Source organism: Streptomyces sp. NPDC090077, assembly GCF_044747545.1.
Classification (GTDB): Bacteria; Actinomycetota; Actinomycetes; order Streptomycetales; family Streptomycetaceae; genus Streptomyces.
Map to the genome: position 1 here is coordinate 167,313 of NZ_JBIVEG010000006.1, position 22,830 is coordinate 190,142.

Genomic DNA, 22,830 nt, shown 5'->3' on the forward strand with positions numbered 1-22,830 from the left:
GAGGAACGATCCACCAGGCACGCTCTGAGGAAAGGGCCGCCCGCTGACTGTCCACACGCTCAATGAGCTCCTGCTGGTCTGTTCGCTCGTACTGCTCGTCGCCGTCGCGGCGGTGCGCATCTCCTCACGCAGCGGACTCCCCAGCCTGCTCATCTACCTCGGCATAGGCATCGCGATAGGCCAGGACGGCATAGGCAACGTCGTATTCGACAACGCCGAGCTGACGCAGGTCATCGGTTACGCGGCGCTGGTCGTCATCCTCGCCGAGGGCGGTCTGGGCACCAAGTGGAAAGAGATCAAGCCGGCACTGCCGGCGGCGGTGGTCCTGTCCCTGGTGGGCGTCGCGGTCAGCGTGGGGGTCACGGCGGCGGGCGCGCACTACCTGGTGGGGCTGGAGTGGCGCCAGGCGCTGCTGATCGGCGCGGTCGTCTCCTCGACCGACGCGGCGGCCGTCTTCTCCGTGCTGCGCAAGGTTCCGCTGCCGTCGCGGGTGACGGGTGTGCTGGAGGCCGAGTCCGGCTTCAACGACGCCCCCGTCGTGATCCTGGTGGTCGCCTTCGCGGCGGTCGGACCGGTGGACGAGTGGTACGTGCTGCTGGGCAAGATCGCGCTGGAGCTGGCGATCGGCGCCGCGATCGGCCTGGCGGTGGGCTTCCTGGGGGCGTACGGGCTGCGGCACGTGGCACTGCCCGCCTCCGGCCTGTACCCGATCGCGGTGATGGCGATCGCCGTGACCGCGTACGCGGCCGGCGCGATGGCGCACGGTTCCGGATTCCTCGCGGTGTACCTGGCGGCGATGGTGCTGGGCAATGCCAAGCTGCCGCACTGGCCGGCCACGCGCGGGTTCGCGGACGGGCTCGGCTGGATCGCCCAGATCGGCATGTTCGTGCTGCTGGGCCTGCTGGTCACGCCGCACGAGCTGGTGAACGACTTCTGGCCCGCCGTGATCATCGGACTGGTGCTGACCATGGTGGCGCGGCCGCTGGAGGTCTTCGTCAGCCTGCTGCCCTTCCGCATTCCCTGGCAGGAGCAGGCGCTGATGTCGTGGGCCGGCCTGCGCGGCGCGGTGCCCATCATCCTGGCGACGATCCCGCTGGTGACCGGGATCGAGGGCAGCGACCGGGTCTTCAACATCGTCTTCGTGCTCGTGGTCGTCTACACGCTGGTGCAGGGGCCGACCCTGCCGTGGCTGGCGCGCAAGCTGAACCTGCGCGACACCGACGAGGCCGCCTCCGACCTCGGGATCGAGTCGGCGCCGCTGGAGAAGCTGCGCGGGCACCTGCTGTCCTTCGCGATCCCGCCCGCCTCGCGGATGCACGGCGTCGAGGTCGGCGAGCTGCGGCTGCCGGCGGGAGCGTCGGTGACGCTGGTGGTCCGGGACGCGAAGAGCTTCGTGCCGGCGCCGTCGACCGTGCTGCGGCGCGGGGACGAGCTGCTGGTCGTGGCCACGGATCCGGTGCGGGACGCGGCGGAGGCCCGGCTGCGGGCGGTGGCGCGCGGCGGCAAGCTGGCGGGCTGGCTGGGAACCGGTGGCGGGACGTCACTCTAGGTGGCGGAGGGTGTCCGGAGCGCCGCTCGGATGATCGTTTTTCGTTAGAGCGGCGTTCTAGTTCGGCCGATTTCAGTGGCTTGCGACCGGGCTTGCACCCATTTCGCAGGGCGCGGAATGCAAAGTTCCAGTTAATCGCAGGTGAAGACATGCCTTGTCACCGTAATCACAGGGCGTGGTAGTGGATTCCCCTGTACGATGAAGGCACACCACATCGAACCAACTCTGCCTGACGCAGAGCTGGCGCGACCGCAAAGCGGCCGTGGCTCCCTTCCCGCAGTGGGCGCCCAGGTATCACTCGGTTCTGCGCAAGAGGACAGCTCTCGGGGCTCCCACATGTACGGGTGCGGTCGCTCACAAGGCGGCCCGCCGTCCGCAGACGGGGACGCTCTACCAGGCAGCGGAAAGGCCAGGCCGTGACATCCGCGGTCACGACCGACAAGTCCGCCCGACCCGGTTACGGGCAGCTGCTGCGCACGCCCGGCGCCCTCTCCTTCGTCCTCCCCGGCTTCGCCGCCCGCCTGCCGTTCGGCATGCTGACCATCAGCATCCTGCTGCTCGTCCAGCACGCCACCGGCTCCTACGGCGACGCCGGCATCGTCGCCGCCGTCACCGGCGTCTCCATGGCCCTCTCCGCACCGGTCATGGGCAAGTTCACCGACCGCCGCGGCCAGAGCGCCGTTCTCGTGCCGGTCGTCCTCGTCCACGCCGCCGCGGTCTCCGCTCTGACCGTGCTGGCGCTCCTCGGCGCCCCCCTGTGGGCGCTCGCGCTGGCCGCCGTCCCGGCCGGCGCATCCGTCCCGCAGGTCGGCCCGATGGTCCGGTCCCGCTGGGCGGCCAAGCTGGAGGGCTCGCCGCTGCTGCCGACGGCCGCCGCGTTCGAGTCCGTCACCGACGAGTTCACCTTCGTCGTCGGCCCGGTGCTCGCCACCGCGCTGTGCACCGGCATCCACCCGGCCGCCGGTCTGGCGACCGAGGCGGCCCTGACCCTGCTCGGCGGCCTGTTCTTCGCCGCGCAGCGCGCCACCGAGCCGAAGGTCGCCCCGCTCGCGGCGGCCGGCGGCAAGCACCAGTCCGCGCTGTCCTTCCCGGGCCTGCGCGTCCTGATCGTCGCCTTCATCGGCATCGGCGCCGTCTTCGGCGGCATGCAGGTCTCGCTCGCCGCCTTCTCCAACGAGATCGGCAACCCGGGCGCCAACGGCCTGCTGTACGGCATCTTCGCGGCCGGCAACATGATCGCCGGCATCACGATGGGTGCCGTCGCCTGGAAGATCGGCCCGCGCCGCCGCCTGATCCTCGGCTACATCGGCCTGACCGCCGCCGCCTCGGTGCTGTGGGCCGTGCACTCGATGGTCCTGCTGGGCGCGCTCGGCCTGGTCGTCGGCCTGTGCATCGCCCCGGCGCTGATCACCGGCTACACGATGATCGAGCAGCTGGTCCCGGCCGCCTCGCGGACCGAGGCCTTCACCTGGCTGACCGGAGCGGTCGCCTTCGGGCAGGCCGCCGCCGTGACCCTGGCCGGCCGTCTGACGGACGCGCACGGGTCCTCGTACGGCTTCCTGGTGCCTCTGGTGGCGACGGCCCTGGCCCTCGTCACGCTGGTGGCGCTGCGCTCGAAGCTGGCGCCGAAGGCCCCGAGCCGGATCGTGAACTCGTCCGCGCCGGCCGCCCGCAACGGGGCGAACGAGCGTGGGATCGGTCACCGCACGCCTGTGACGGTGGACTGATCCGCCGGAATACGTCACCATGGAGCGTCGTTAGCACTCATTGAGTGAGAGTGCCAGGAGGAAATTCGTGCCGACCTACCAGTACCAGTGCACCGAGTGCGGTGAGGGCCTTGAGGCCGTGCAGAAGTTCACCGATGAGGCACTGACCGTGTGCCCGAGCTGCGACGGACGCCTGAAGAAGGTGTTCTCCGCGGTCGGCATCGTCTTCAAGGGCTCCGGTTTCTACCGGAACGACAGCCGTGGCGCCTCGTCGAGCAGCACCCCTGCCTCGAAGTCGTCCTCGTCGTCCAGCACGACGTCGACCGCTGCCGCCGCTCCCGCCGCTTCGACCTCCTCGGCGCCCTCGGGCACGGGCAGCAGCTCCACCTCGGCCGCCTGATTCCGCAGCACCGCTTCCGTTTTCCGCAAGGCCCCGCCGCCCTCTAGGGCGGCGGGGCCTTGTGCGTCCCCCGTTAGGGTGAGGCCATGGTGAACGCAGAGATCGGTGTAATCGGCGGGTCGGGCTTCTACTCCTTCCTCGAGGACGTCTCCGAGATCCAGGTGGAGACGCCGTACGGGCCTCCGAGCGACTCCCTGTACGTGGGTGAGCTGGCCGGGCGCCAGGTGGCGTTCCTGCCGCGGCACGGGCGCAGCCACACCGTGCCGCCGCACAAGATCAACTACCGGGCCAACCTGTGGGCGCTGCGCTCGGTCGGTGTCCGCCAGGTGCTCGGCCCCTGCGCGGTCGGCGGCCTGCGGGCGGAGTACGGACCCGGCACGCTGCTGGTGCCGGACCAGCTGGTCGACCGTACGAAGTCCCGCGCGCAGACCTTCTTCGACGGCGAGCCGCTGCCGGACGGCACCGTCCCGAACGTCGTGCACACCACCTTCGCCGACCCGTACTGCCCGGTCGGCCGGTCGGTGGCGCTCGCGGCGGCCCGGGGACGGGAGTGGGAGCCGGTGGACGGCGGCACCATGGTCGTCATCGAGGGGCCGCGGTTCTCGACGCGGGCGGAGTCGCGGTGGCACGCGGCGGCCGGCTGGTCGGTGGTCGGCATGACCGGGCACCCGGAGGCGGTGCTCGCCCGCGAGCTGGGGCTCTGCTACACCTCGATGGCCCTGGTCACGGACCTGGACGCGGGCGCCGAGACGGGTGAGGGCGTTTCCCACACGGAGGTCCTCAAGGTGTTCGGCGAGAACGTCGGCCGGCTGCGCGAGGTCCTCTTCGACGCCGTGGCGGCGCTGCCGCCGACCGGGTCCCGCGACTGCCTGTGCACCCACGCCCACGACGGCTGGGACCTGGGCATCGAACTGCCGTAGCGGCGGCTGAGGGGCGGTGGAGGCCCTGGGGCGTCACCAGGAGCCCGGGGCCTGGGGCCCGGGGCCTGCGACCGCCCGGCGAAAAGAACTTCCCGGGCGGTGTCACATTCCGCGGGGCCGTCCTGTCTCCATGGCGAAGGGGTCACCGGGACCCCCGAGCCGGAAGAGGCCCGTCATGCCGCGCATCTCGCTCACCCCGCCCCGCACCCTGCTCATGCGCATCGGTGCCTGGTACTCGCGCCGCACCTACGGCAAGGTGCTGGACCCGGGTCAGGCGTACGGGCACAACTCGCGCGTGCTGTTCTCGTACGTGCGCATGGAGCAGCAGGCGGCGAAGTGGAACAAGCTCGACGCCGGCCTCAAGCACCTCGCGGTGATGGCTGCGGCCGCGCGCATCAACTGCTCGTGGTGCATGGACTTCGGGTACTGGGAGGGCCGCGAGAAGGGGCTCTCGCCGGAGAAGATCGAGCGGGTGCCGCAGTGGCGCGAGTCGCGCGAGGTGTTCACCGAGCTGGAGCTGCTGGTCATGGAGTACGCCGAGGCGATGACCGAGACCGAGCCGTCAGTCACCGACGAGCTGGCGGCCGAGCTGATCGCCCGGCTCGGTGAGGCGGCGTTCGTCGAGCTCACCGCCATGGTCGCACTGGAGAACTGGCGGTCGCGGGTGAACAGCGCGTTCGGCCTGACCAGCCAGGGGTTCTCGGAGGCCTGCCAGGTTCCGGCCGGGCGCTGACACCTGAGGGTGACGGCGTTGTCCACAGCCTGGGGATTGTCCACAGGTCCGGGCGGGCGCCGGCGGGGCGGCGGATCGTGGGGGAGGTCCGGGCAGTGGGCCCGGACACCGGACCACGACCAGCTTGGCGGTGCCCCTCATGACCAGGACCTCCCCCCGCTCCCCCGTCCCCTCCCCCGCCCCGGCCTCCTCGCCGCCCGGGGGCTCCCGCCCCCTCTGCTCTTCACCGTGTCCCCCCGCACGCCCCGTGCCCGCCTTTCCACCGCTCCGTGTGGGCCGGGCCGGAGGCCGCCTGCGGCGTGCCGTGCGCCGGAAGCGGCGGCTCGCCTCGGCCGGGCTGGCGGTGGTGGCGGGCGCTCTCGCGGTGGGCGGTACGGAGGCGCAGGCCTCCCGGGACGCGCCCGCACCCGCGCCGGTGGTGAAACCGGCGCCCGCGGCGGTCCCGATGGTGTCGGCACCCGTACGCATCGCGGATGCGGGGGCGGTCCGGCTGTTGCGTCCCGGGGACCGGGTCGACGTGGTCGCGGCGGAGCGCGGCGGGCCGCCGAGGGTGGTGGCGACGGGTGCCCGGGTGGCTGGAGTGCCCGCTGCGGAGGCGGGTGTCGGGGACGGAGGGGCACTGGTGGTGCTGTCCGTGCCACGGGACACGGCCCGTGCCCTCGTGGGGGCGGGTGCCGTGGCACGTCTGGCGGTGACGGTGTGCTGATTCGTACTGAGGAGCAGTCAAGTCGCTCTGGAGTGGGCCCTGATTGGACACGCCGGGCCGTGCCTGCCGTAGCTTTCGGAACCGTTGGCTCCGTCTACAGCAGGCACAAAGAGAGGCTCAGTCGTGAGCGAGAAGAAGAAGGAGAGCGTACTGGCGGGCTTCAAGGCCTTCCTGATGCGCGGGAACGTGGTCGACCTGGCGGTGGCCGTGGTCATCGGCGCGGCGTTCACGAACATCGTGAACTCGATCGTCAAGGGCATCATCAGCCCTCTCGTGGGCGCCATCGGCACCAAGAACCTGGATGTCTACACCTCGTGTCTGAAGGCACCTTGTGGGGTCGACGCGAAGGGCGAGCCGACCGGCGTCAACATCATGTGGGGCTCGGTGCTGAACGCCGCGCTCAGCTTCCTGATCACCGCGGCGGTCGTGTACTTCCTGATGGTGCTGCCCATGGCGAAGTACCTCTCCAAGGTGGAGGCGCGCCGCAAGGCCAAGGAGGGCGTGCAGGAAACCATGGAGATCACCGAGCTGGAGGTGCTCAAGGACATCCGCGACGCACTGGTCGCGCAGCGGAGCGGGAACGGCGAGGGCACCCGGGCTCAGGGGACGCCGGGGGCGCGCGACGCGTTCTGACGGCCGCGGAGGATCAGATGTGGTGCGGGGGCTTCTCGTCGAGGAAGCGGGCCAGGTCGGCCGCGCTCCCGCCGGCGGGCGGCCGCTCGCCCCAGCCCCGGTCGGTGTCGTCCGAGGACTGCTGGTCCAGCGGGTCGTCGAAGACGAGTTTCGGCCTGGGCTTCGGCTTCGTCTCGGGCTTCGCCCCGGCTTCGGGCTTCGGGGACTGCGGGTCGGAGGCGGGGGCGGTGCTCATGCCCCAAGGGTACGGCCGCCCGCGCCCCCGCCCCCGGCTCCTGCTGGTGCTGCCGCTGTCCGGGTCAGCTGGGGGCCTCCGCGCCCTTGCGGGCGTAGAACCACCAGCAGACCGCGAGGCAGGTCGCGTAGAAGCCGATGAACAGCCACAGTGCGCGGGTGACCGCCATGGCGGCGAACATCGCGGGGATGAAGAAGAAGCCGTAGGCGGCGATGGCGGAGGAGAAGCCGGTGACGGCGCCCGCCTCCATCTCCGACTGCTTCAGCGCGGCCGCCTGCGCCTGGGGGCCCTGGCCCTCCGCCTGGCGCATGTGCTGGTCGCGGAAGATCACCGGGATCTGCCGGAAGGTCGAGCCGTTGCCCAGTCCGGAGAAGGCGAAGGCCACCAGGAAGCCGATGAAGAAGGCCCAGAAGCTTCCCTGGTCGCCGCCGGACGGCAGCGCGAAGATCACCACCACCAGGGCCGCCGCCATGCCGACGAAGGACAGCATGGTCACCCTGGCGCCGCCGATCTTGTCGGAGAGCCAGCCGCCGGCCCAGCGCATGAGCGCGCCGATGAACGGGCCGATCCAGGCGTAGGTGGTGGCCTGGTAGCCCTGCGACTCGAAGTTGTTCTTGATCAGCAGGGGCAGGCCGGCCGCGAATCCGATGAAGGAGCCGAAGGTGCCGACGTAGAGCCAGGTCATCAGCCAGTTGTGCTTGCGCTTGAAGATGATCTTCTGCTGGCTGAAGGGGGCCGCGGCCACCTTGAGGTCGTTCATCAGGAACCAGGCCAGCAGGGCCATGATCACCAGCAGCGGCACCCAGAGGAAGGCGCCGTTCTGGAGCCAGATGTCCGTGTTCTGCTTCGCGTCGTGCTGCGGGCCGCCCGCCGGGGGGCCGAGCACTGCGGCGGTGACCACCAGCGGCGCGACCAGCTGGACGACGCTCACGCCGAGGTTGCCGAGGCCGCCGTTGAGGCCGTTGGCGCTGCCCTTCTCCCGCTTGGGGAAGAAGAAGCCGATGTTGGCCATGGACGAGGCGAAGTTCGCGCCGCCGATGCCGCAGACGGCCGCGATGAGCGCCAGCTCCCAGTACGGGGTGCCCGTGTCCTGGAGCGCGAATCCCAGCCACAGCATGGGGGCGATCAGGATGAAGGTGCTGAAGGCGGTGAACTTCCGCTCGCCGAAGATCGGGCCGATGAAGGTGTAGAGGATCCGGAAGGTGCCACCGGTGATGCCGGGGATGGCGGTCAGCCAGAACAGCTGGGACTTGGAGAAGCCGAAGCCGACGTCGTTCAGCTTGACCACGGTGACCGACCACACCTGCCAGACCACGAAGCCGAGCATCAGCGCCGGGATGGAGACCCACAGGTTGCGCTGGGCGACCCGGCGGCCGGTGGTCTGCCAGAAGCCCGCGTCCTCGGGACGCCAGTCACCGATGACGGCGCCCGGCTTGTAGGTCTCCTTGCGGTGCGAGCGCACCGCGGGCGGGGTGGGCGTGGGTATCGACATGGTCATCGGTCCTTCGGGTCGAGGAGCCACAGGGCGATCACGACGAGGAAGGACAGGATCAGGAATCCCGCCCCCCACCAGGCCGTGCCGGTGTTGCCCTTCATCCACTCGTTGACGGTGACGGTCAGGGCCCAGAGCTGCCCGATCACGACCGTGAGGGCGAGGGCCAGGCGGGCGTTGAGCTTGGAGGAGCGCTCCGGCTCCTGCTCGGTGCCGGCGCCCGGGCCGGGGCCGGTGTGCCGGACGCGCGGGTCGCCGTAGCCGCTGGTGGGGCGGATCTGCGGGTACCGCTCGCGGACCGGCCGGTTCAGCCGGGGCTGGGCGCTCCCCGGGTGGTATTCGGGGCGGGGAGGGAGCTGCGCGTCGCTCATGTCCGCCTGCTCTCGACGGCGCGGGCCGCTCCGGGGCAGCCGAGGCGCTGGGCCATGTCGGGCCGGGAGTCGCCGAACTGCCGGCACAGGGCTTCCTTGGCGGATTCGCCGGAGCGGGCGGTGGCGATGGCCCACACGCTGCCGTCGGCCTGCTCGGTCAGGAAGATCCTCGGGAGTGGGCGGGGTGGCGGACCTGCGGTCACCTCGCCGGTGCGGGCGTCGAAGACGCCTTCGTGGCAGGGGCAGTACAGCTCCCCCTCGGGGCCGCGGTCCTCGCGCCAGAGCACGGCGCAGGCCAGGTGGGTGCAGACGGCGGAGTAGGCGACGAGGCTGCCGTCGCCGAGCCGTACGGCGAGTGCCCGGTCCTCGTCGCCGGGGTACCGGAAGGCCACGGACTCGCCCGGGGCGAGCTGGTCCGTGACCTTCTTGGCTTCGGGCGCGGTCTCGCTGTCCCCGTGGCGGTGCAGGATGCCGGAGGCGACTCCGACCCCTCCGATGGCCAGGCCGCCCGAGACGGTGGCGACGATCCGCAGGTAGTCGCGCCGGGTGGTGAGGGAGTCGGCGCTGATCCGGTCGCGCAGCCGGTCGGCAGCGTCGTCACCGCCGGCGTCCGGGCCCGGACCGGAGCCGGGTGCGGGCTGCTGGGTCACGCTCATCGGACATCCACCCCATTCACCTCCACGACGGGCAGGCCGCCGGGAACGGGCCACTGGACCTTGTCTGCGGGCACGACCATCGCCACGCCGGTGGAGACGACCACGTCGCCGAAGGCGAAGGAGTCGGCGACCTGGACGCCGGGGCGTTCGGCCTGGAGCTCTTCGAGCGTGCCGTAGAAGAGGGCCCCGGTCGGGCAGACCGTGGCGCACATGGGGGCCAGGCCGTAGGCGGTGCGGTCGTAGCAGAGGTTGCACTTCATCTGGAGCTTCGCCTGCAGGTCGATCTTCGGGACGCCGAAGGGGCAGGCGTTGACGCAGTTGGCGCAGCCGATGCAGCGGGTGGTGTCGGCCTGTTGGACCACGCCGTCCGCCGTCACCAGGATGGCGTCGGCGGGGCAGACCTCGGCGCAGGGCGCGACGGGGTCCTCGCAGTGCATGCAGACGGTGGGGAGCGAGGCGACGGACTGGCCGGCGTCGGTGTAGTCCAGGTGGATCATCGATTTGCCGCGGTGCGAGTCGCATTCGCGGCAGGCGGACACGCAGGCCTGACAGCCGATGCAGCGGCCGGGGTCGATGAAGATCGTGCGGCCCATCATGGCGGCGTCAGCTCCTCTCCGCCGTGCCACGGCCCTGCGAGGACGTGGGGGGCAGGGGGTCGGTGCGGGAGACCTGGGCCTCCGGATAGGCCTCTCGGCCGGGGGCCGTGGGCGGTGCGGGGACCTCGTCGACCCGCTCCGCCGGCTCGATCCGGGCGGCGCAGACCTTGTACTCAGGGATCTTCGAGCGGGGGTCGAGGGCGTCGATGGTCAGGGCGTTCGCGGCCGTCGGGACGGGCCAGTGGTAGGGGATGAAGACGGTGTCGGGGCGGATGGCCTCCGTGACGAGGGCCGGGAAGACCTCACTGCCGCGTCGGGTGACGACCCTGACGGGATCGCCGTCGCGGAACCCGTGCGAGGGGTGCACCTCCACCCATGGGCGCGGGGTCTGCTCGACGAGGGCGCCGAGGCGGCGGGTCTGGTTGCCGGACAGGAAGTGCGCGACGGTACGGCCGGTGGTGAGGGAGAGCGGGAACTCCTCGGTGTACGCGTCCATCGGCGGGTGCCATTCCACGACCTGCATGTGGATCTTGCCGTCGGGGTGGTAGGTCCTGCCGCCCTCGAACAGCCGGGGCGTGCCGGGGTGCTCGGTGGACGGGCAGGGCCAGGCGATGCCTCCGGTCGCTTCGAGCCGCTCGTACGTGATGCCGTAGTAGTCGTTGACGGTGCCGGCGGAGGCGACGCGCAGTTCTTCGAACACCTCGCGGGAGCCGGCGAAGTCGAACTTGTCGCCTGCGCCGAGGCGTCTGGCCAGTTCGCACATCACCCAGGTGTCGGTGCGCACCCCGGCGGGCGGCTCCTGCGCCTTGTTGTGCTTGACCACCCGGGCTTCGGTGTTGGCCATGACACCCTCGTCCTCGGCCCAGACGGTGACCGGGAAGACCACGTGTGCGTTGGTGGCGGTCTCGGAGAGGAAGAAGTCGAACTGTGCGTGGAACTCGAGGGTGTCGTAGCCGTTCTTGACCGCCCCGTAGTTGGGGAGTGAGACGAACGGGTTGTTGCAGATGCCGATCAGGCCGCGGATCTCCTGCCGTTGCATCTGCCAGACCATTTCCATCATGGAGGTGCCGGCGGGCGGGAGGTCGGCTTCGTCGATGCCCCAGATCCGGCAGATCTGGCGGCGGTGTTCCTCGTTCGTGATGGAGCGGCCGCCGGGCAGGAGGTCGGACTTCTGGCCGTGCTCGCGGCCACCCTGGCCGTTGCCCTGGCCGGTGATGGTGCCGTAGCCGGCGCCCGGCTTGCCGAGGTTGCCGGTGGCCACGCACAGGTTGATGACGGACAGGCAGTTCTCGACGCCCTGCGAGTGGTGTTCGATGCCGCGGGCGTGGAAGGCCATCGCCTTGTCCGCGCCGGCGAACATGCGGGCGACCTGGACGATCTGCGAGGCGGAGATGCCGCAGATCTCGGCGGACCGGGCGGGCGGGTACTCCTGGACGGTCTTCCTGACCTCGTCCCAGCCGGTGGTGTGGGCGGCGAGGTACGCGTCGTCGGCGAGGCCCTCGGCGACGATCACGTGGAGCACGGCGTTGAAGAAGGCCGAGTCGGTGCCCGGTTTGAGGGGGACGTGGATGTCGGCGGTGCGGGCGATGGCCGTCTCGCGCGGGTCGACGACGATCAGTGACGCACCCCGGTCGCGCGCGCCCCAGAGGTACTGGGTCATCACGGGGAAGCACTCCCCCACGTTCGACCCGGCGATCAGCAGGCAGTCGGTGAGGAGGATGTCGGAGAAGGGGTTGCCGGCGCGGTCGATGCCGAAGGCGAGTTTGTTGGCGCCGGCGGCGCTGACCATGCAGAGGCGGCCGTTGTAGTCGACGTGCCTGGTCTTGAGGGCGACCCGGGCGAACTTGCCGACGAGGTAGGTCTTCTCCGAGTAGAGGCTGGCGCCCCCGAGCACTCCGAAGGCGTCGTTGCCGTGGGCGCCCTGGATGCGCCGGATCTCGGAGACGGTGAAGTCGAGCGCCTCGTCCCACGAGGTCTCCTTGAACTCCTCGTCGCGGGAGCGGCGCATCAGGGGCGAGGTCAGCCGGTCGGGGTGGTTGACCTGTTGGTAGGCGTTGATGCCCTTGGGGCACAGCCGCATGCGGTTGATGTCGTGGTTGCGGGGTTCGACGCCGAAGACCTTGCCGGCGTTGTCGACGCGCAGGTACATGCCGCACTGCACTCCGCAGAAGCAGCAGTGGGTGGGGACGAGGGTCTCGCCGTTCTGGTCGGCGTGCCACCGGTCGGCTGGGATGCCGCCGGCGTCGCGGAAGTTGCGGGTGCCGGGCGGGGCGATGGCCGGGTCGAGGGGCACGGGTGCCGGCTTGGCGGGGTCCGTCGCGGTCACTTGAAGCCCTTCTTGACGTGGGTCAGGTAGGCGTTGCCGCGCAGGACCCGCTTGCAGCGGGGGCAGTATTCGGCGAAGGCGTTGAAGTCGAGCCGGAGGTCCTGCATCGTGCCGCGCAGGTTCTCCACGTACGGGGTGGTGTCGATGGGTTCGCCGCAGCGCTTGCAGGCGAAGATCTCCTCGTCCTGGCGGGCGGTGTACTTGAAGAGCTGCATGCCGACCGCCGCCGGCCGCTGGACGATGTGGAAGAACTTCCCGAAGGGGATGTAGATGAGGGTGAAGACCACCGAGACCATGTGCAGGATCGCCAGGAACTCGTAGCCGCCGCCGTGCAGGAAGATCGACGAGAAGGTGAGCAGCAGACCGGTCACCGAGATCACGATCAGGCAGATCAGCGGGAGCATGTCGTAGGCGAAGCGCTGGCCGGTGATGGCTCCGCGGTCCTTCATGCGGCGCCACAGGAAGTACGAGGCTCCGGGGATGACGAGGACGGCCGCGATGTCCAGGCCGTGGAACATCAGCCAGCCGAGGATGTTCAGCGAGTTGAAGCCGATGACTTTGAAGCCCCAGATCCGCATTTCGTAGCCGGGCCCGGAGCCGCTGTCGGAGGTGAAGGTGAACCAGCCCCAGGTGAGGGGGAAGGTGATCGCGGCGGCCAGCAGGCATCCCCAGAAGATCAGCTGGTGGGCGGCCCAGCGGGTGCGTGAGCGGGCGCCGAGGAACTTCTGGAAGCCGAGGTAGGTGGCGATCATCTTCGGCAGGGCGGTGGGCGCCTTCTTGAAGTTGGCGGCCGAGAAGAAGCTGCCGAAGCCCTTCTTGAAGAGGCGGCGGGCGCCGGGTGCGGAGACCCAGACCGTGTAGCGGTAGGCCACGCCGAAGGCGAGGAAGACCGTGGCGACCGCGTACGGCAGCAGGGCGGAGTCGAAGTCCCGCAGCAGGCGGCTGCCCAGCACGATCGCGGCGATGAGCAGGAGGGACACGGCGACGCCGGCCGCGGTGGCCCGTGCGGTGACGGACCGCCCGGCCGGTGGCGGGTCCTGGGGCGGCCCGGGGGGTGGCTCTGCGGCGAGTACTTCTGTGGGCTCGGACACAGCACCACGCTAGGTGGTCTATGCCGATTCAGCCCGTTATGAGTAACTTACGGTTGGGCCGTACGGGTCATACGGCCTTCAGCCCGTGCGCCTCGAAGACCGCCTTGGCCTCGGCCACCTGCGCGGCGGTCGGCGAGGGCGTGCCGTGCAGGGTGAAGGGCATCCCCAGGGCTTCCCACTTGCTCTCGCCGAGCTTGTGGAACGGCAGCACGTCGACCCGCGAGACGTTCCCGAGGCCACCGGCGAAGGCGGCGACCCCTTCGACGTTCTCGCGCGCGTCGGTGAGTCCGGGCACGAGCACGAACCGCAGGTGGACCTCCTTGCCCAGGTCCGCGAGGCGGCGCGCGAAGTCCAGGGTGGGCTCCAGCGGACGGCCGGTGACCTTCTCGTAGGTGGCCCGGTCCCAGGACTTGATGTCGAGGAGTACGAGGTCCACGTCGCGCAGCAGCGCGTCGGTGGCCCGCGATCCGAGGAAGCCCGAGGTGTCGAGGGCGGTGTGCAGGCCCAGGTCGTTCTTCATGCGGTGCAGGAGCTCGCCGGCGAAGACGGGCTGGAGGAGCGGTTCGCCGCCGGAGATGGTGGCGCCGCCGCCCGAGGCGGAGATGAACCGGGTGTACTTGCGGGCTTCGGCGATGACGGCGTCGGCCGAGGTGCGGCGGCCGTTGCGCATCCGCATGGTGTCGGGGTTGTGGCAGTACAGGCAGCTCAGCGGACAGCCGGCGAGGAAGGTCACGAACCGGGTGCCGGGGCCGTCGACTCCGGTGGACAGGTCCCAGGAGTGCACCGAGCCCTCGCTCGGGCGCTGCGTCGCGGCGGCGGCCGGGGTCCGCGCCGGGCTGGCCGGGGTCTGCGCGGCGGCGCTGACGGCGACGGCGTTCCTGGGGCCGACGGGGAGGCTCGTACCGAAGTGGACGGTCATGGCAGGTGCTCCAGTCGTGTTCCGGTGGGAGCGCACGGCTCGGGGCCGGGGTGAGGGCCCGGCCCCGGGCCGCACGGTCTGCGGACGGCGCTACAGCGCGCCGTGGAAGGTGCGGTTCAACACGTCGAGCTGCTGCGCCCGCGTGAGCCGCACGAAGTTCACCGCGTAGCCGCTGACGCGGATGGTCAGCTGCGGGTACTTCTCCGGGTGCTCCATGGCGTCCATGAGGGTGTCGCGGTTCAGCACGTTGACGTTCATGTGGAAGCCGTCGACCGCCATGTAGCCGTCGAGCACGTCGGCGAGGTTCTTGATCCGCTCCTCCGGGGTGCGGCCGAGGCCGTCGGGGGTGACGGTGTTGGTCAGCGAGATGCCGTCCTCCGCGTCCTCGTAGGGGAGCTTGGCGACGGACAGGGCCGAGGTGACGTAGCCGTGGGTGTCGCGGCCGTTCATCGGGTTGGCGCCGGGGGAGAACGGTTCGCCGGCCCGGCGTCCGTCCGGGGTGTTGCCGGTCTTCTTGCCGTAGACCACGTTCGAGGTGATCGTCAGCACGGACTGGGTGTGCTCGGCACCCCGGTACGTCTCGTGCTTGCGGATCTTCTTCATGAACTCCTCGACGAGCCAGACGGCGATCTCGTCGACGCGGTCGTCGTTGTTGCCGTAGGCCGGGAACTCGCCCTCGACGGCGTAGTCGGTGGCGAGGCCGCTCTCGTCGCGCAGTGCGGTGACCTTGGCGTACTTGATGGCGGACAGCGAGTCGGCGGCGACGGAGAGGCCGGCGATGCCGCAGGCCATGGTGCGGCGCACGTCACGGTCATGCAGGGCCATTTCGAGGCGCTCGTAGGCGTAGCGGTCGTGCATGTAGTGGATGACGTTGAGGGCGTGGACGTAGGTCGCGGCGAGCCATTCCATCTGCTCGTCGAACTTGGCCATGACGTCGTCGTAGTCGAGGACGTCGGAGGCCGGCAGGCCGGTCCGCGGTCCGACCTGGGCGCCGGACTTCTCGTCCCGGCCGCCGTTGATCGCGTAGAGGAGGGTCTTGGCGACGTTGACGCGGGCGCCGAAGAACTGCATCTGCTTGCCCACCGGCATGGCCGACACACAGCACGCGATGGCGGTGTCGTCGCCGAAGCGCGGGCGCATCAGCTCGTCGGATTCGTACTGCACCGAGGAGGTGTCGATGGAGACGCGGGCGCAGAACTCCTTGAAGCCCTGGGGCAGCCGAGGCGACCAGAAGACCGTCATGTTCGGTTCGGGGGCCGGGCCGAGGTTGTAGAGGGTCTGGAGGTAGCGGAAGGAGGTCCTGGTGACGAGCGGGCGGCCGTCTTCCCCCATGCCGGCGATGGACTCGGTGACCCAGGTCGGGTCGCCGGAGAACAGCTCGTCGTACTCGGGGGTCCGCAGGAAGCGGACGATGCGCAGCTTGATGATGAAGTCGTCGACGAGTTCCTGTGCCTGCTCCTCGGTGAGGAGACCGGCCGCGATGTCACGCTGAAGATATATGTCGACAAAGGTGGAGGTGCGCCCCAGGGACATGGCCGCGCCGTTCTGCTCCTTCACGGCACCGAGGTACGCGAAGTACAGCCACTGGATGGCTTCGCGGCCGGTGGCGGCGGGACCGGAGATGTCGTAGCCGTAGGAGGCGGCCATCGCCTTGAGCTCGGACAGCGCGCGCATCTGCTCGGCGAGTTCCTCGCGCAGGCGGATCGTCTCCTCCAGCGGGCGGCCGCCGGCGGGGAGGGAGTTCAGCCCCTCCTTCTCCTCCTTCTTGACGGCGATCAGGCGGTCGACGCCGTAGAGGGCCACGCGGCGGTAGTCGCCGATGATGCGGCCGCGGCCGTAGGCGTCCGGGAGGCCGGTCACGATGCCGGCCTTGCGGGCGGCGCGGATCTCGGGGGTGTAGGCGTCGAAGACGCCGGCGTTGTGGGTCTTGCGGTACTCGGTGAAGACCTTCTCCAGCTCCTCGGAGACCGGGTAGCCGTAGGTCTCCAGGGCGCCGGCGACCATCCGCCAGCCGCCGTAGGGCATGATCGCGCGCTTGAGCGGGGCGTCGGTCTGGAGGCCGACGATCAGGTCCTTGTCGCGGTCGATGTAGCCGGGGGCGTGCGCGGTGATCGACGACGGGATGTCGTGCGCGACGTCGTAGACGCCCTTCTCCCGCTCCTCGGGGAACTTGTCAGTGATCGCCTTCCATACGGCGGTGGTGCGTTCGGTGGGGCCGGCGAGGAAGGAGTCGTCGCCTTCGTAGGGCGCGTAGTTCTGCTGGATGAAGTCGCGGACGTCGATGGCATCGCGCCACAGGCCGCCCTTGAAGCCTTCCCAGGCCTCGCCGTTCTTCGTGGTCTCCACAGGGGTGGCAGTCATCGCCGGCACCTTCTCCGAGTCGCCTCATTGCTTGTCTCCATTCCACGCCTTTTGATCGATCATTTGGTGCCGCGATGGTCCTGAGCTCTGGCCCGAAAGTCCCCCGGCGATCGGGAACGGGGCGCTGTTACTTCCTTTGACCTGGCCTTTTGCGAGGGTCGAAAGTCCGTAGTGCGCTTGTGAACACATTCACAAGAATGTGGGGCGAGGGCTGAAAAGTCGGAAGATCTGCATTCTGGCGGCGCCTGTGGATAGCGCAGCGCACGTCGTGAGCGACCTCGGCAGCATGGAGGCAGTCGGCAGGAGAGCAGGGACGGAGAGGGGTATCGACATGATGGCGAAGAGTCAGGAGTGGTCCTGCACGGTGTCCGGGCAGGACGGTCCGGGCGGTCCGAGGGCGCCGAGGAAGAGGCGGCGGAAGAGGTACGCGGACCAGCGCGCCTGCGGCTGCGAAACGGCCCCGGGGGCGGAGGACTCGGCCTCCGCGGCGGCCGGCCGGACCGGGTATCCGTCGCCCTGGCCGAGCTCCTCACGGACCCCCGGCTGCGCGGCGCACGCGACGCCTACGCGGAGGGGGCCCGGCGGGGCCATAGGGCGGTGCGGGTGCCGGCCGTCACGGCCGCCCGCCCCGCCCGTGGCGGCCACGGCTGCGGATACGGGGAACACGGTGATACCGCAGTCGGCGGTGACGACCCGGGGGTGATGAACCGCTCGGGCCGCACGAAGCCCTCTCGCACTGGGTCGCGGATGGCGGCCCGGAGTGGTGCACCGCAGACCTCGTGAGTCGCTCCGTCCCGAGGACCCTGCCCCAGAGCGGTCCGGGACCTCTACGGGCAGCCGCCCGGACCCCCCTCCGAGCCACCGCCTCCCTGCGCCCCCGCATGGCGGCACAGGGGCCGAGCTCGGGCCTGGGGAAGGCGGCCCCGGACGGGCGCCGGAGTCGGCTCCGGAGCCCGGGGGTTCGGGCGGCCTGGAGCCCGAGGGGCGAAGGGGCGGGTCGGGGCGGCCTGGGCCCGGGACCCGAGGCTCGGACCCCGCAGGGCCCCAAAGGTTCCGGGGTCGGGCCGTGCGGGCCCCGAGCCCGGGGCCGGAGTCGGAGCCGATGACCAGGATTGAGGCCCGAGGTCCGGGGCCCGAGGTCCGCCTGGTGCCCCGGGGTGGGCCCTGGCCCAAGGCCCGGGGCCCGAGGTGGACCCGGAGCCCGGAGCCCGGAGCCCGGAGCCCGGAGCCCGGAGTCCGGGGCCCGGGTCCGGGGTCCGCAGTCCGGGGCCCGAGGCCCGAGGTCCGCCCGGGCCCCGGGGCGGTTTAGGGCCCCGGGGCGGGTTGGGGTGGGGTCAGCTGGGGGCTTCGGCGTTTTTGCGGGCGTAGAACCACCAGGTCACGGCCACGCAGCTGGCGTAGAAGGCGACGAAGCCCCACATTGCGCTGGTCACCGAGAAGTTGGCGAACATCGCCGGGATGAAGAAGAAGCCGTAGGCGGCGATGGCGGCGGTGAAGCCCGTCACCGCGCCGGACTCGATCTCCGCCTGCTTGAGGGCGGCCGCGTACTGCGGGGTGCCCTCCGTCAGGCCCTTCAGGTGCTGCGCCCGGAAGATCACCGGGATCTGCCGGAAGGTCGAGCCGTTGCCGATGCCCGAGAAGAAGAAGGCGGCCAGGAAGCAGAGGAAGAAGCCTTGGAACGAACCGTGGTCGGAGCCGGCGGGCAGGAAGTTGATCACGCCGATGATCGACGCTCCCATGCCCACGAAGGAAAGGATCGTCACCCGGGCGCCGCCGAGCTTGTCGGCGATCCAGCCGCCCGCCCAGCGGGCCAGTGCGCCCAGGGCCGGGCCCATCCAGGCATAGGTGGCCACCGGGTACGCGGGGAAGGTGGTCTTGATGAGGAGCGGCAGGGCCGCGGCGAAGCCGATGAAGGAGCCGAAGGTGCCGACGTAGAGCCAGGTCATCAGCCAGTTGTGCTTGCGCTTGAAGATGATCTTCTGCTGGCTGAAGGGGGTGGAGGCGACCTTGAGGTCGTTCTGCCCGAACCAGGCGACCGCCGCGAGCACGAGCAGGACCGGGATCCAGACGAAGGCGGCGTTCTGGAGGTAGATCTCCGAGCCGTTCGCCTTCTTCTGGCCGGCTCCGATGGCCAGGACGGAGGAGGTGATCAGGATGGGGGTGAGCAACTGGACGACGGAGACGCCGAGGTTGCCGAGGCCTCCGTTGATGCCGGTGGCGTTGCCCTTCTCCTGCTTCGGGTAGAAGAAGCCGATGTTGGCGAGGGAGGAGGAGAAGTTCGCGCCGCCGATTCCGCAGAGGGCGGCGATGGCGACCATCGTGGTGTAGGAGGTGTCGGGGTCCTGCACGGCGAAGCCGAGCCACAGCAGCGGGACGACCAGGACCGCCGTGGAGAGGGCGGTGAAGCGGCGCTGTCCCACCATCGGGCCGAGGAAGGTGTAGAAGATCCGGGCGGTGCCGCCCGTGATGCCGGGGACGGCCGTCAGCCAGAACAGCTGCGACTGGGAGAAGCCGAAGCCGACGTCCTTCAGGTTGGTGGCCGTGATGCTCCACACCTGCCAGACCACGAAGGCCACGAGCAGGGCCGGGACGGCGATCCACAGGTTCCTGGTGGCGACCTTCTTCCCGGTGGAGTGCCAGAAGGAGGGGTCCTCGGGGGTCCACTGCGTGATGGTGCGGCCCGGGCGGTACTGCGCCGGGTCGGCGAGGACCTGTGGCGCTTGCTGCGTGGCGGAACTCATGTCGTGGTCCTGAACATTGAGAGGGGTCCTGACTTATCCAGGCTCCGCTCCGGGGGGTGGGCCGCGGCAGGGGCGAACGTCGTGGGGGTGGCGGGACCTTGTCCCGCCGGGCGCGGTCCCTTCGTCTCCCGGCCGGGCGGAGCGGGCGGCCGGTACGAGTCCGCCCGGGGTACCCGGGGGCCGTCGGCCGCGCGCCTCGCAGGTCGGGGGACCGGGCCCTGGTGTGCTGGGCGGTATGACGTACGTACCGATGACCGCCCGCAGCCGCGACGAGGGGCACCGGACGGCGACCTCGCTGGAGCTGTTCTTCGACCTCTGCTTCGTCGTCGCGATCGCCCAGGCGGGGGCGCGGCTGGTGCACGCGCTGGCGGAGGGCCATCCGGGGGCCGGGGTGGTGGGCTACTTCTTCGTCTTCTTCGGGGTGTGGTGGGCGTGGATGAACTTCACGTGGTTCGCCTCCGCCTACGACTGCGACGACGTGCCGTACCGGGTCGCGACGCTGGTGCAGATCGCCGGTGTGCTGGTCTACGCGGCGGGGGTGAGCCAGGCCTTCGACGAGAACGACTGGACGGTGGCCGTCATCGGCTACCTGATCATGCGTGTGGCGCTGACGGCGCAGTGGCTGCGTGCGGCGGCCGGGGAGAGCGGTGCGGCGCGTACGGCGGCACTGAAGTACGCGGCGGGCCTGGTGATCTGTCAGGCGGGCTGGGTGGGGCTGCTGTTCGCTCCGGAGGGTGCGAAGCGGTGGCTGTTCCTGGTGCTGGTGGCGGCCGAGCTGATGGTTCCGGTGCTGGCGGAGCGGGGGCACCAGACGCCCTGGCACGCGCATCACATCGTGGAGCGCTACGGCCTGTTCACCATCATCGTGCTGGGCGAGACCATCGCGGCGAGCACGGTGGCGGTGAAGTCGGCGCTGGAGGAGCACGAGGCGCTGGACGTGCTGCTGCCCATCGCGGCGGGCGGGCTGCTGATCGTCTTCGCGGCGTGGTGGATCTACTTCGCGGTGCCGATGCACGAGCGGCTGAACTCCAACCGGGAGGCGCTCCCGTGGGGCTACGGCCATCTGCTGATCTTCGCTTCGGGTGCGGCGATCGGTGCGGGCATCGAGGTGGCGGTGGAGTACGCGGTGGGGAAGGCGCACATCTCGCAGGTCGCCGCGAACGCGGCCGTGACGGTTCCGTCGGCGCTGTTCCTGCTGATGGTGTGGGTGTTGCACTCCCGGCACTTCAAGCGGGGCGTGGCGCAGCAGCTGGTGCTGCCGGTGTCCGCGCTGGCGCTGCTCGCCTGTACGTGGGCGGGTTCGTACGCGGTCTTGTACGCGGGGCTGGTCGCGACGGCCGCGGTGGTGGTCGGCATGACGCTGGCGGTGCGCGGCGGGGTCTCCGCCGGCTCCGGCGGCGAAGTCTGAGGCCCGGGCCGTCACTCCCGCGGCCCCGGATCCGTTCAGCAGCTCAGCGGAACGGCGACAGGAAGAGACAGCCCCATGACACTCCCCCCACAGCGGCACGGCTCCGGGACGGACCCCGGAGGGGAACTGGCCGAGCCGGGTTTCTGGCAGCGGCCGCCCGGCGAGCGGCTCGCGGTGTTCGCGCGGCTGCGTGCGCTGGACTCCCCGGTGTTCGTCCCGGAGGGGGGTGGCCACTGGGCGCTCGTGCGGCACGCCGACGTGCAGGAGGCGAGCCGGCTGCCGAGGGTGTTCGCGAGCGCGCCCGGGGTCACGACACCGGAGCCGGCCCGGTGGGTGCGGGCGCTGTTCGGGGATTCCATGGTCAACCTGGACGGCCCGGACCATGCACAGCTGCGGAAGATCGTGCAGCGGGCGTTCACGCCGCGGCTGCTGGCGGCGGCCGAGGAGGACATCCACGCGGTGGCGGCCCGGATCGTGGACGACGTGCTGGCCGAGCGTCCGGACGAGTTCGTCTCGGCGGTGTCCTCGCGGCTGCCGCTGGAGGTCATCTGCAACATGATGGGCATCCCGGAGCACTACCGTGCGGAGATCGCGGACCGGGTCAACCACGCCTCGGAGAACATCGGTGTGGAGCGGGGGCTGGCGGCCCGGCTGCGGATGCCCGGCCGCGGGCTGCGGGCCCTGGCCCGGATGCAGCGGATGGTCGCGGGCATCGGGCGGGAGCGGCGCAGGAATCCCACCGACGACCTGATCTCGGCCCTGGTGTGCGCGAACGTGGACGGCCAGGCGCTCGGGGCCCGCCAGCTGGGGGCGTTCTTCAGTCTGCTGATGGTGGCGGGGGTGGAGACGACCCGGAACGCCATCAGTCACGGTCTGAGCCTGCTGACGGACTTCCCGGAGCAGCGGGACCTGCTGCTGTCGGACTTCGAGAAGTACGCGGACGGGGCGGTGGACGAGATGATCCGGCACTCGACGCCGATCATCCAGTTCCGTCGGACGGTGACGGCCGAACACGAGTTGGGCGGGCGGCTGTTCCGGCCGGGGGAGAAGGTGGTGCTGTACTACGCGTCGGCCAACCGGGACGAGGCGGTCTTCCCCGACCCGGATGCGTTCGACATCACCCGCTCCCCCAATCCGCACCTGGGGTTCGGCGGTGGTGGACCGCACTTCTGCCTGGGGGCCCATCTGGCCCGGGTGGAGATGAAGGCGCTCTTCCGTGAGCTGCTCACCCGGCCGGTGGGGCTGCGTGCGGTGGGTCTGCCCGATCTGGCGGGTTCGAACTTCGACAACCGGGTCCGCTCGCTGCGGTTCGCCTTCGAAAGCCCCTGATGTGCGGGGGCCGGCCGCCGGGCAGGCTGGGAGCCCGGCGGCCGGGGCACGGCGGCCGCCGCAGGCGCGGCGGCGGCTGCCGCGGACTCGGGCCGGCGTCGGTGCCGGCGTCAGCGCTGGAGGCTCTGGACGGCGACGATGCAGTGGGCGCTGCTGGTCAGCACCCCTTCGTCGCCGGCGAAGGCCTGGAGGAGTTCGGGGCTGACCGGCTTGCCGGGGACGGCCTCGGGCCAGGCGCGGGTGGCGAACAGGAAGTAGGCCTGGCCGCTCTCGGTGGCCGCGGCGACCCACTCGTCGGGGGCGGTGCAGGTGGCGTTCAGGCCGGGCAGGGTCAGCGCGACCTGGTTGTCCGCGAGGACGATCTTCACGTCGAACTTCTGCGGCCTGTCGGCCCCGTTCACCATGTCGCCGATGCCCAGGCCCATCTCCTGCAGCAGCCCGCGGGCGGCCTCCTCGGTCCCCTCCCGGCCCCCCGGCCCGTCACCGAGGGTGTAGGCGAGCAGGTAGGGGATGTCGTGGCCCTCGGCGGGGTCGCCGATCCAGGCGAGCACGGAAAGGGTGCCGAGCCGGTTGCGGTCGATTTCGGCGTGCGTAGAAGTCATGCGCGCACCTTAGTGCTCCGGCGCCGGGGCCTTTCACGGCCTTTCACCCGCGCGGG

Annotated in this window: 21 protein-coding genes; 9 read left to right on the forward strand and 12 right to left on the reverse strand. The window is 70.6% G+C overall.

The features are described 5' to 3' along the window. The first annotated feature begins 70 nt into the window (after positions 1-70). The 7 genes from ACIPW5_RS13175 (at position 71) to mscL (ending at position 6,647) form a co-directional block, all read left to right on the forward strand. Positions 71-1,549 carry a potassium/proton antiporter gene (locus tag ACIPW5_RS13175; RefSeq protein WP_401244385.1) on the forward strand — a complete coding sequence of 493 codons (1,479 nt, stop codon included), beginning with the start codon at positions 71-73 and terminating at the stop codon, positions 1,547-1,549. A 416-nt stretch (positions 1,550-1,965) separates the two neighbouring features. Continuing rightward, positions 1,966-3,276, forward strand: coding sequence for an MFS transporter (locus ACIPW5_RS13180; RefSeq protein ID WP_401244092.1), 1,311 nt, complete (start codon positions 1,966-1,968; stop codon positions 3,274-3,276). A gap of 67 nt (positions 3,277-3,343) precedes the next feature. Further along, positions 3,344-3,655: an FmdB family zinc ribbon protein gene (locus ACIPW5_RS13185; RefSeq protein ID WP_401244093.1), complete on the forward strand. Its 312-nt coding sequence runs from the start codon at positions 3,344-3,346 to the stop codon at positions 3,653-3,655. 86 nt (positions 3,656-3,741) lie between these two features. Beyond that, the gene (locus tag ACIPW5_RS13190; protein ID WP_401244094.1) at positions 3,742-4,575 is read left to right on the forward strand and encodes an S-methyl-5'-thioadenosine phosphorylase; all 834 of its coding nucleotides are present in this window, start codon (positions 3,742-3,744) and stop codon (positions 4,573-4,575) included. A gap of 175 nt (positions 4,576-4,750) precedes the next feature. Further along, positions 4,751-5,308 carry a carboxymuconolactone decarboxylase family protein gene (locus tag ACIPW5_RS13195; RefSeq protein ID WP_401244096.1) on the forward strand — a complete coding sequence of 186 codons (558 nt, stop codon included), beginning with the start codon at positions 4,751-4,753 and terminating at the stop codon, positions 5,306-5,308. A 304-nt stretch (positions 5,309-5,612) separates the two neighbouring features. Then, positions 5,613-6,014: a hypothetical protein gene (locus tag ACIPW5_RS13200; RefSeq protein ID WP_401244097.1), complete on the forward strand. Its 402-nt coding sequence runs from the start codon at positions 5,613-5,615 to the stop codon at positions 6,012-6,014. Positions 6,015-6,137: 123 nt separating this feature from the next. Then, positions 6,138-6,647, forward strand: coding sequence for a large conductance mechanosensitive channel protein MscL (gene mscL / locus ACIPW5_RS13205; RefSeq protein WP_401244099.1), 510 nt, complete (start codon positions 6,138-6,140; stop codon positions 6,645-6,647). Between the two features lie 13 nt (positions 6,648-6,660). Here mscL and ACIPW5_RS13210 read toward each other — a convergent pair whose 3' ends face one another. From ACIPW5_RS13210 to ACIPW5_RS13260, 11 genes are all read right to left on the reverse strand, one after another. Next, on the reverse strand, positions 6,661-6,882 hold the full coding sequence (locus ACIPW5_RS13210; protein ID WP_007264613.1) for a hypothetical protein: 222 nt from the start codon (positions 6,880-6,882) through the stop codon (positions 6,661-6,663). Between the two features lie 64 nt (positions 6,883-6,946). Next, entirely contained in the window at positions 6,947-8,374 is a 1,428-nt protein-coding gene (locus ACIPW5_RS13215; protein WP_401244101.1) for a NarK family nitrate/nitrite MFS transporter, read from the reverse strand. 2 nt (positions 8,375-8,376) lie between these two features. Continuing rightward, entirely contained in the window at positions 8,377-8,745 is a 369-nt protein-coding gene (locus ACIPW5_RS13220; protein ID WP_401244102.1) for a hypothetical protein, read from the reverse strand. Further along, a complete protein-coding gene (locus tag ACIPW5_RS13225; protein ID WP_401244103.1) occupies positions 8,742-9,401 on the reverse strand; it encodes a ubiquinol-cytochrome c reductase iron-sulfur subunit in 660 nt (219 codons plus the stop codon). Before ACIPW5_RS13225 ends, ACIPW5_RS13220 begins: the two co-directional genes overlap by 4 nt. Then, on the reverse strand, positions 9,398-9,997 hold the full coding sequence (locus tag ACIPW5_RS13230; RefSeq protein ID WP_401244105.1) for a 4Fe-4S dicluster domain-containing protein: 600 nt from the start codon (positions 9,995-9,997) through the stop codon (positions 9,398-9,400). The genes ACIPW5_RS13225 and ACIPW5_RS13230 overlap by 4 nt, the downstream gene beginning before the upstream one ends. Before the next feature lie 7 nt (positions 9,998-10,004). After that, positions 10,005-12,323: a molybdopterin oxidoreductase family protein gene (locus ACIPW5_RS13235; RefSeq protein ID WP_401244106.1), complete on the reverse strand. Its 2,319-nt coding sequence runs from the start codon at positions 12,321-12,323 to the stop codon at positions 10,005-10,007. Next, complete coding sequence (locus ACIPW5_RS13240) at positions 12,320-13,414, reverse strand: MFS transporter (protein ID WP_401244108.1); 1,095 nt, start codon at positions 13,412-13,414, stop codon at positions 12,320-12,322. The genes ACIPW5_RS13235 and ACIPW5_RS13240 overlap by 4 nt, the downstream gene beginning before the upstream one ends. Before the next feature lie 67 nt (positions 13,415-13,481). Next, positions 13,482-14,333, reverse strand: a complete 852-nt coding sequence (pflA, locus tag ACIPW5_RS13245; RefSeq protein WP_401244109.1) for a pyruvate formate-lyase-activating protein — start codon at positions 14,331-14,333, stop codon at positions 13,482-13,484. Between the two features lie 90 nt (positions 14,334-14,423). Beyond that, positions 14,424-16,694, reverse strand: coding sequence for a formate C-acetyltransferase (gene pflB / locus ACIPW5_RS13250; RefSeq protein WP_401244111.1), 2,271 nt, complete (start codon positions 16,692-16,694; stop codon positions 14,424-14,426). 345 nt (positions 16,695-17,039) lie between these two features. Beyond that, on the reverse strand, positions 17,040-17,360 hold the full coding sequence (locus ACIPW5_RS13255; RefSeq protein WP_401244113.1) for a hypothetical protein: 321 nt from the start codon (positions 17,358-17,360) through the stop codon (positions 17,040-17,042). 668 nt (positions 17,361-18,028) lie between these two features. Beyond that, complete coding sequence (locus tag ACIPW5_RS13260) at positions 18,029-19,435, reverse strand: NarK family nitrate/nitrite MFS transporter (RefSeq protein ID WP_401244114.1); 1,407 nt, start codon at positions 19,433-19,435, stop codon at positions 18,029-18,031. A 235-nt stretch (positions 19,436-19,670) separates the two neighbouring features. Between ACIPW5_RS13260 and ACIPW5_RS13265 the strand changes: the two genes are divergently transcribed. Both ACIPW5_RS13265 and ACIPW5_RS13270 read left to right on the forward strand, forming a co-directional pair. Further along, positions 19,671-20,843 (forward strand): low temperature requirement protein A, encoded by a 1,173-nt coding sequence (locus ACIPW5_RS13265; RefSeq protein ID WP_401244116.1) that lies wholly within the window; start codon positions 19,671-19,673, stop codon positions 20,841-20,843. Between the two features lie 75 nt (positions 20,844-20,918). Next, positions 20,919-22,172 carry a cytochrome P450 gene (locus ACIPW5_RS13270; protein ID WP_401244118.1) on the forward strand — a complete coding sequence of 418 codons (1,254 nt, stop codon included), beginning with the start codon at positions 20,919-20,921 and terminating at the stop codon, positions 22,170-22,172. A 110-nt stretch (positions 22,173-22,282) separates the two neighbouring features. Here the strand turns inward: ACIPW5_RS13270 and ACIPW5_RS13275 are convergent, their stop codons facing one another. Then, the gene (locus ACIPW5_RS13275) at positions 22,283-22,774 is read right to left on the reverse strand and encodes a DUF5949 family protein (RefSeq protein ID WP_401244120.1); all 492 of its coding nucleotides are present in this window, start codon (positions 22,772-22,774) and stop codon (positions 22,283-22,285) included. Positions 22,775-22,830 lie beyond the last annotated feature (56 nt).

Bases quoted from the DNA above. Each gene is read 5' to 3' on its own strand.
- ACIPW5_RS13190 (WP_401244094.1), top strand. From the start codon at position 3,742: ATGGTGAACGCAGAGATCGGTGTAATCGGCGGGTCGGGCTTCTACTCC.
- ACIPW5_RS13195 (WP_401244096.1), top strand. From the start codon at position 4,751: ATGCCGCGCATCTCGCTCACCCCGCCCCGCACCCTGCTCATGCGCATC.
- ACIPW5_RS13210 (WP_007264613.1), bottom strand. From the start codon at position 6,882: ATGAGCACCGCCCCCGCCTCCGACCCGCAGTCCCCGAAGCCCGAAGCC.
- ACIPW5_RS13215 (WP_401244101.1), bottom strand. From the start codon at position 8,374: ATGTCGATACCCACGCCCACCCCGCCCGCGGTGCGCTCGCACCGCAAG.
- ACIPW5_RS13220 (WP_401244102.1), bottom strand. From the start codon at position 8,745: ATGAGCGACGCGCAGCTCCCTCCCCGCCCCGAATACCACCCGGGGAGC.
- ACIPW5_RS13225 (WP_401244103.1), bottom strand. From the start codon at position 9,401: ATGAGCGTGACCCAGCAGCCCGCACCCGGCTCCGGTCCGGGCCCGGAC.
- ACIPW5_RS13230 (WP_401244105.1), bottom strand. From the start codon at position 9,997: ATGATGGGCCGCACGATCTTCATCGACCCCGGCCGCTGCATCGGCTGT.
- pflA (WP_401244109.1), bottom strand. From the start codon at position 14,333: ATGACCGTCCACTTCGGTACGAGCCTCCCCGTCGGCCCCAGGAACGCC.
- pflB (WP_401244111.1), bottom strand. From the start codon at position 16,694: ATGACTGCCACCCCTGTGGAGACCACGAAGAACGGCGAGGCCTGGGAA.
- ACIPW5_RS13260 (WP_401244114.1), bottom strand. From the start codon at position 19,435: ATGAGTTCCGCCACGCAGCAAGCGCCACAGGTCCTCGCCGACCCGGCG.
- ACIPW5_RS13265 (WP_401244116.1), top strand. From the start codon at position 19,671: ATGACGTACGTACCGATGACCGCCCGCAGCCGCGACGAGGGGCACCGG.
- ACIPW5_RS13270 (WP_401244118.1), top strand. From the start codon at position 20,919: ATGACACTCCCCCCACAGCGGCACGGCTCCGGGACGGACCCCGGAGGG.
- ACIPW5_RS13275 (WP_401244120.1), bottom strand. From the start codon at position 22,774: ATGACTTCTACGCACGCCGAAATCGACCGCAACCGGCTCGGCACCCTT.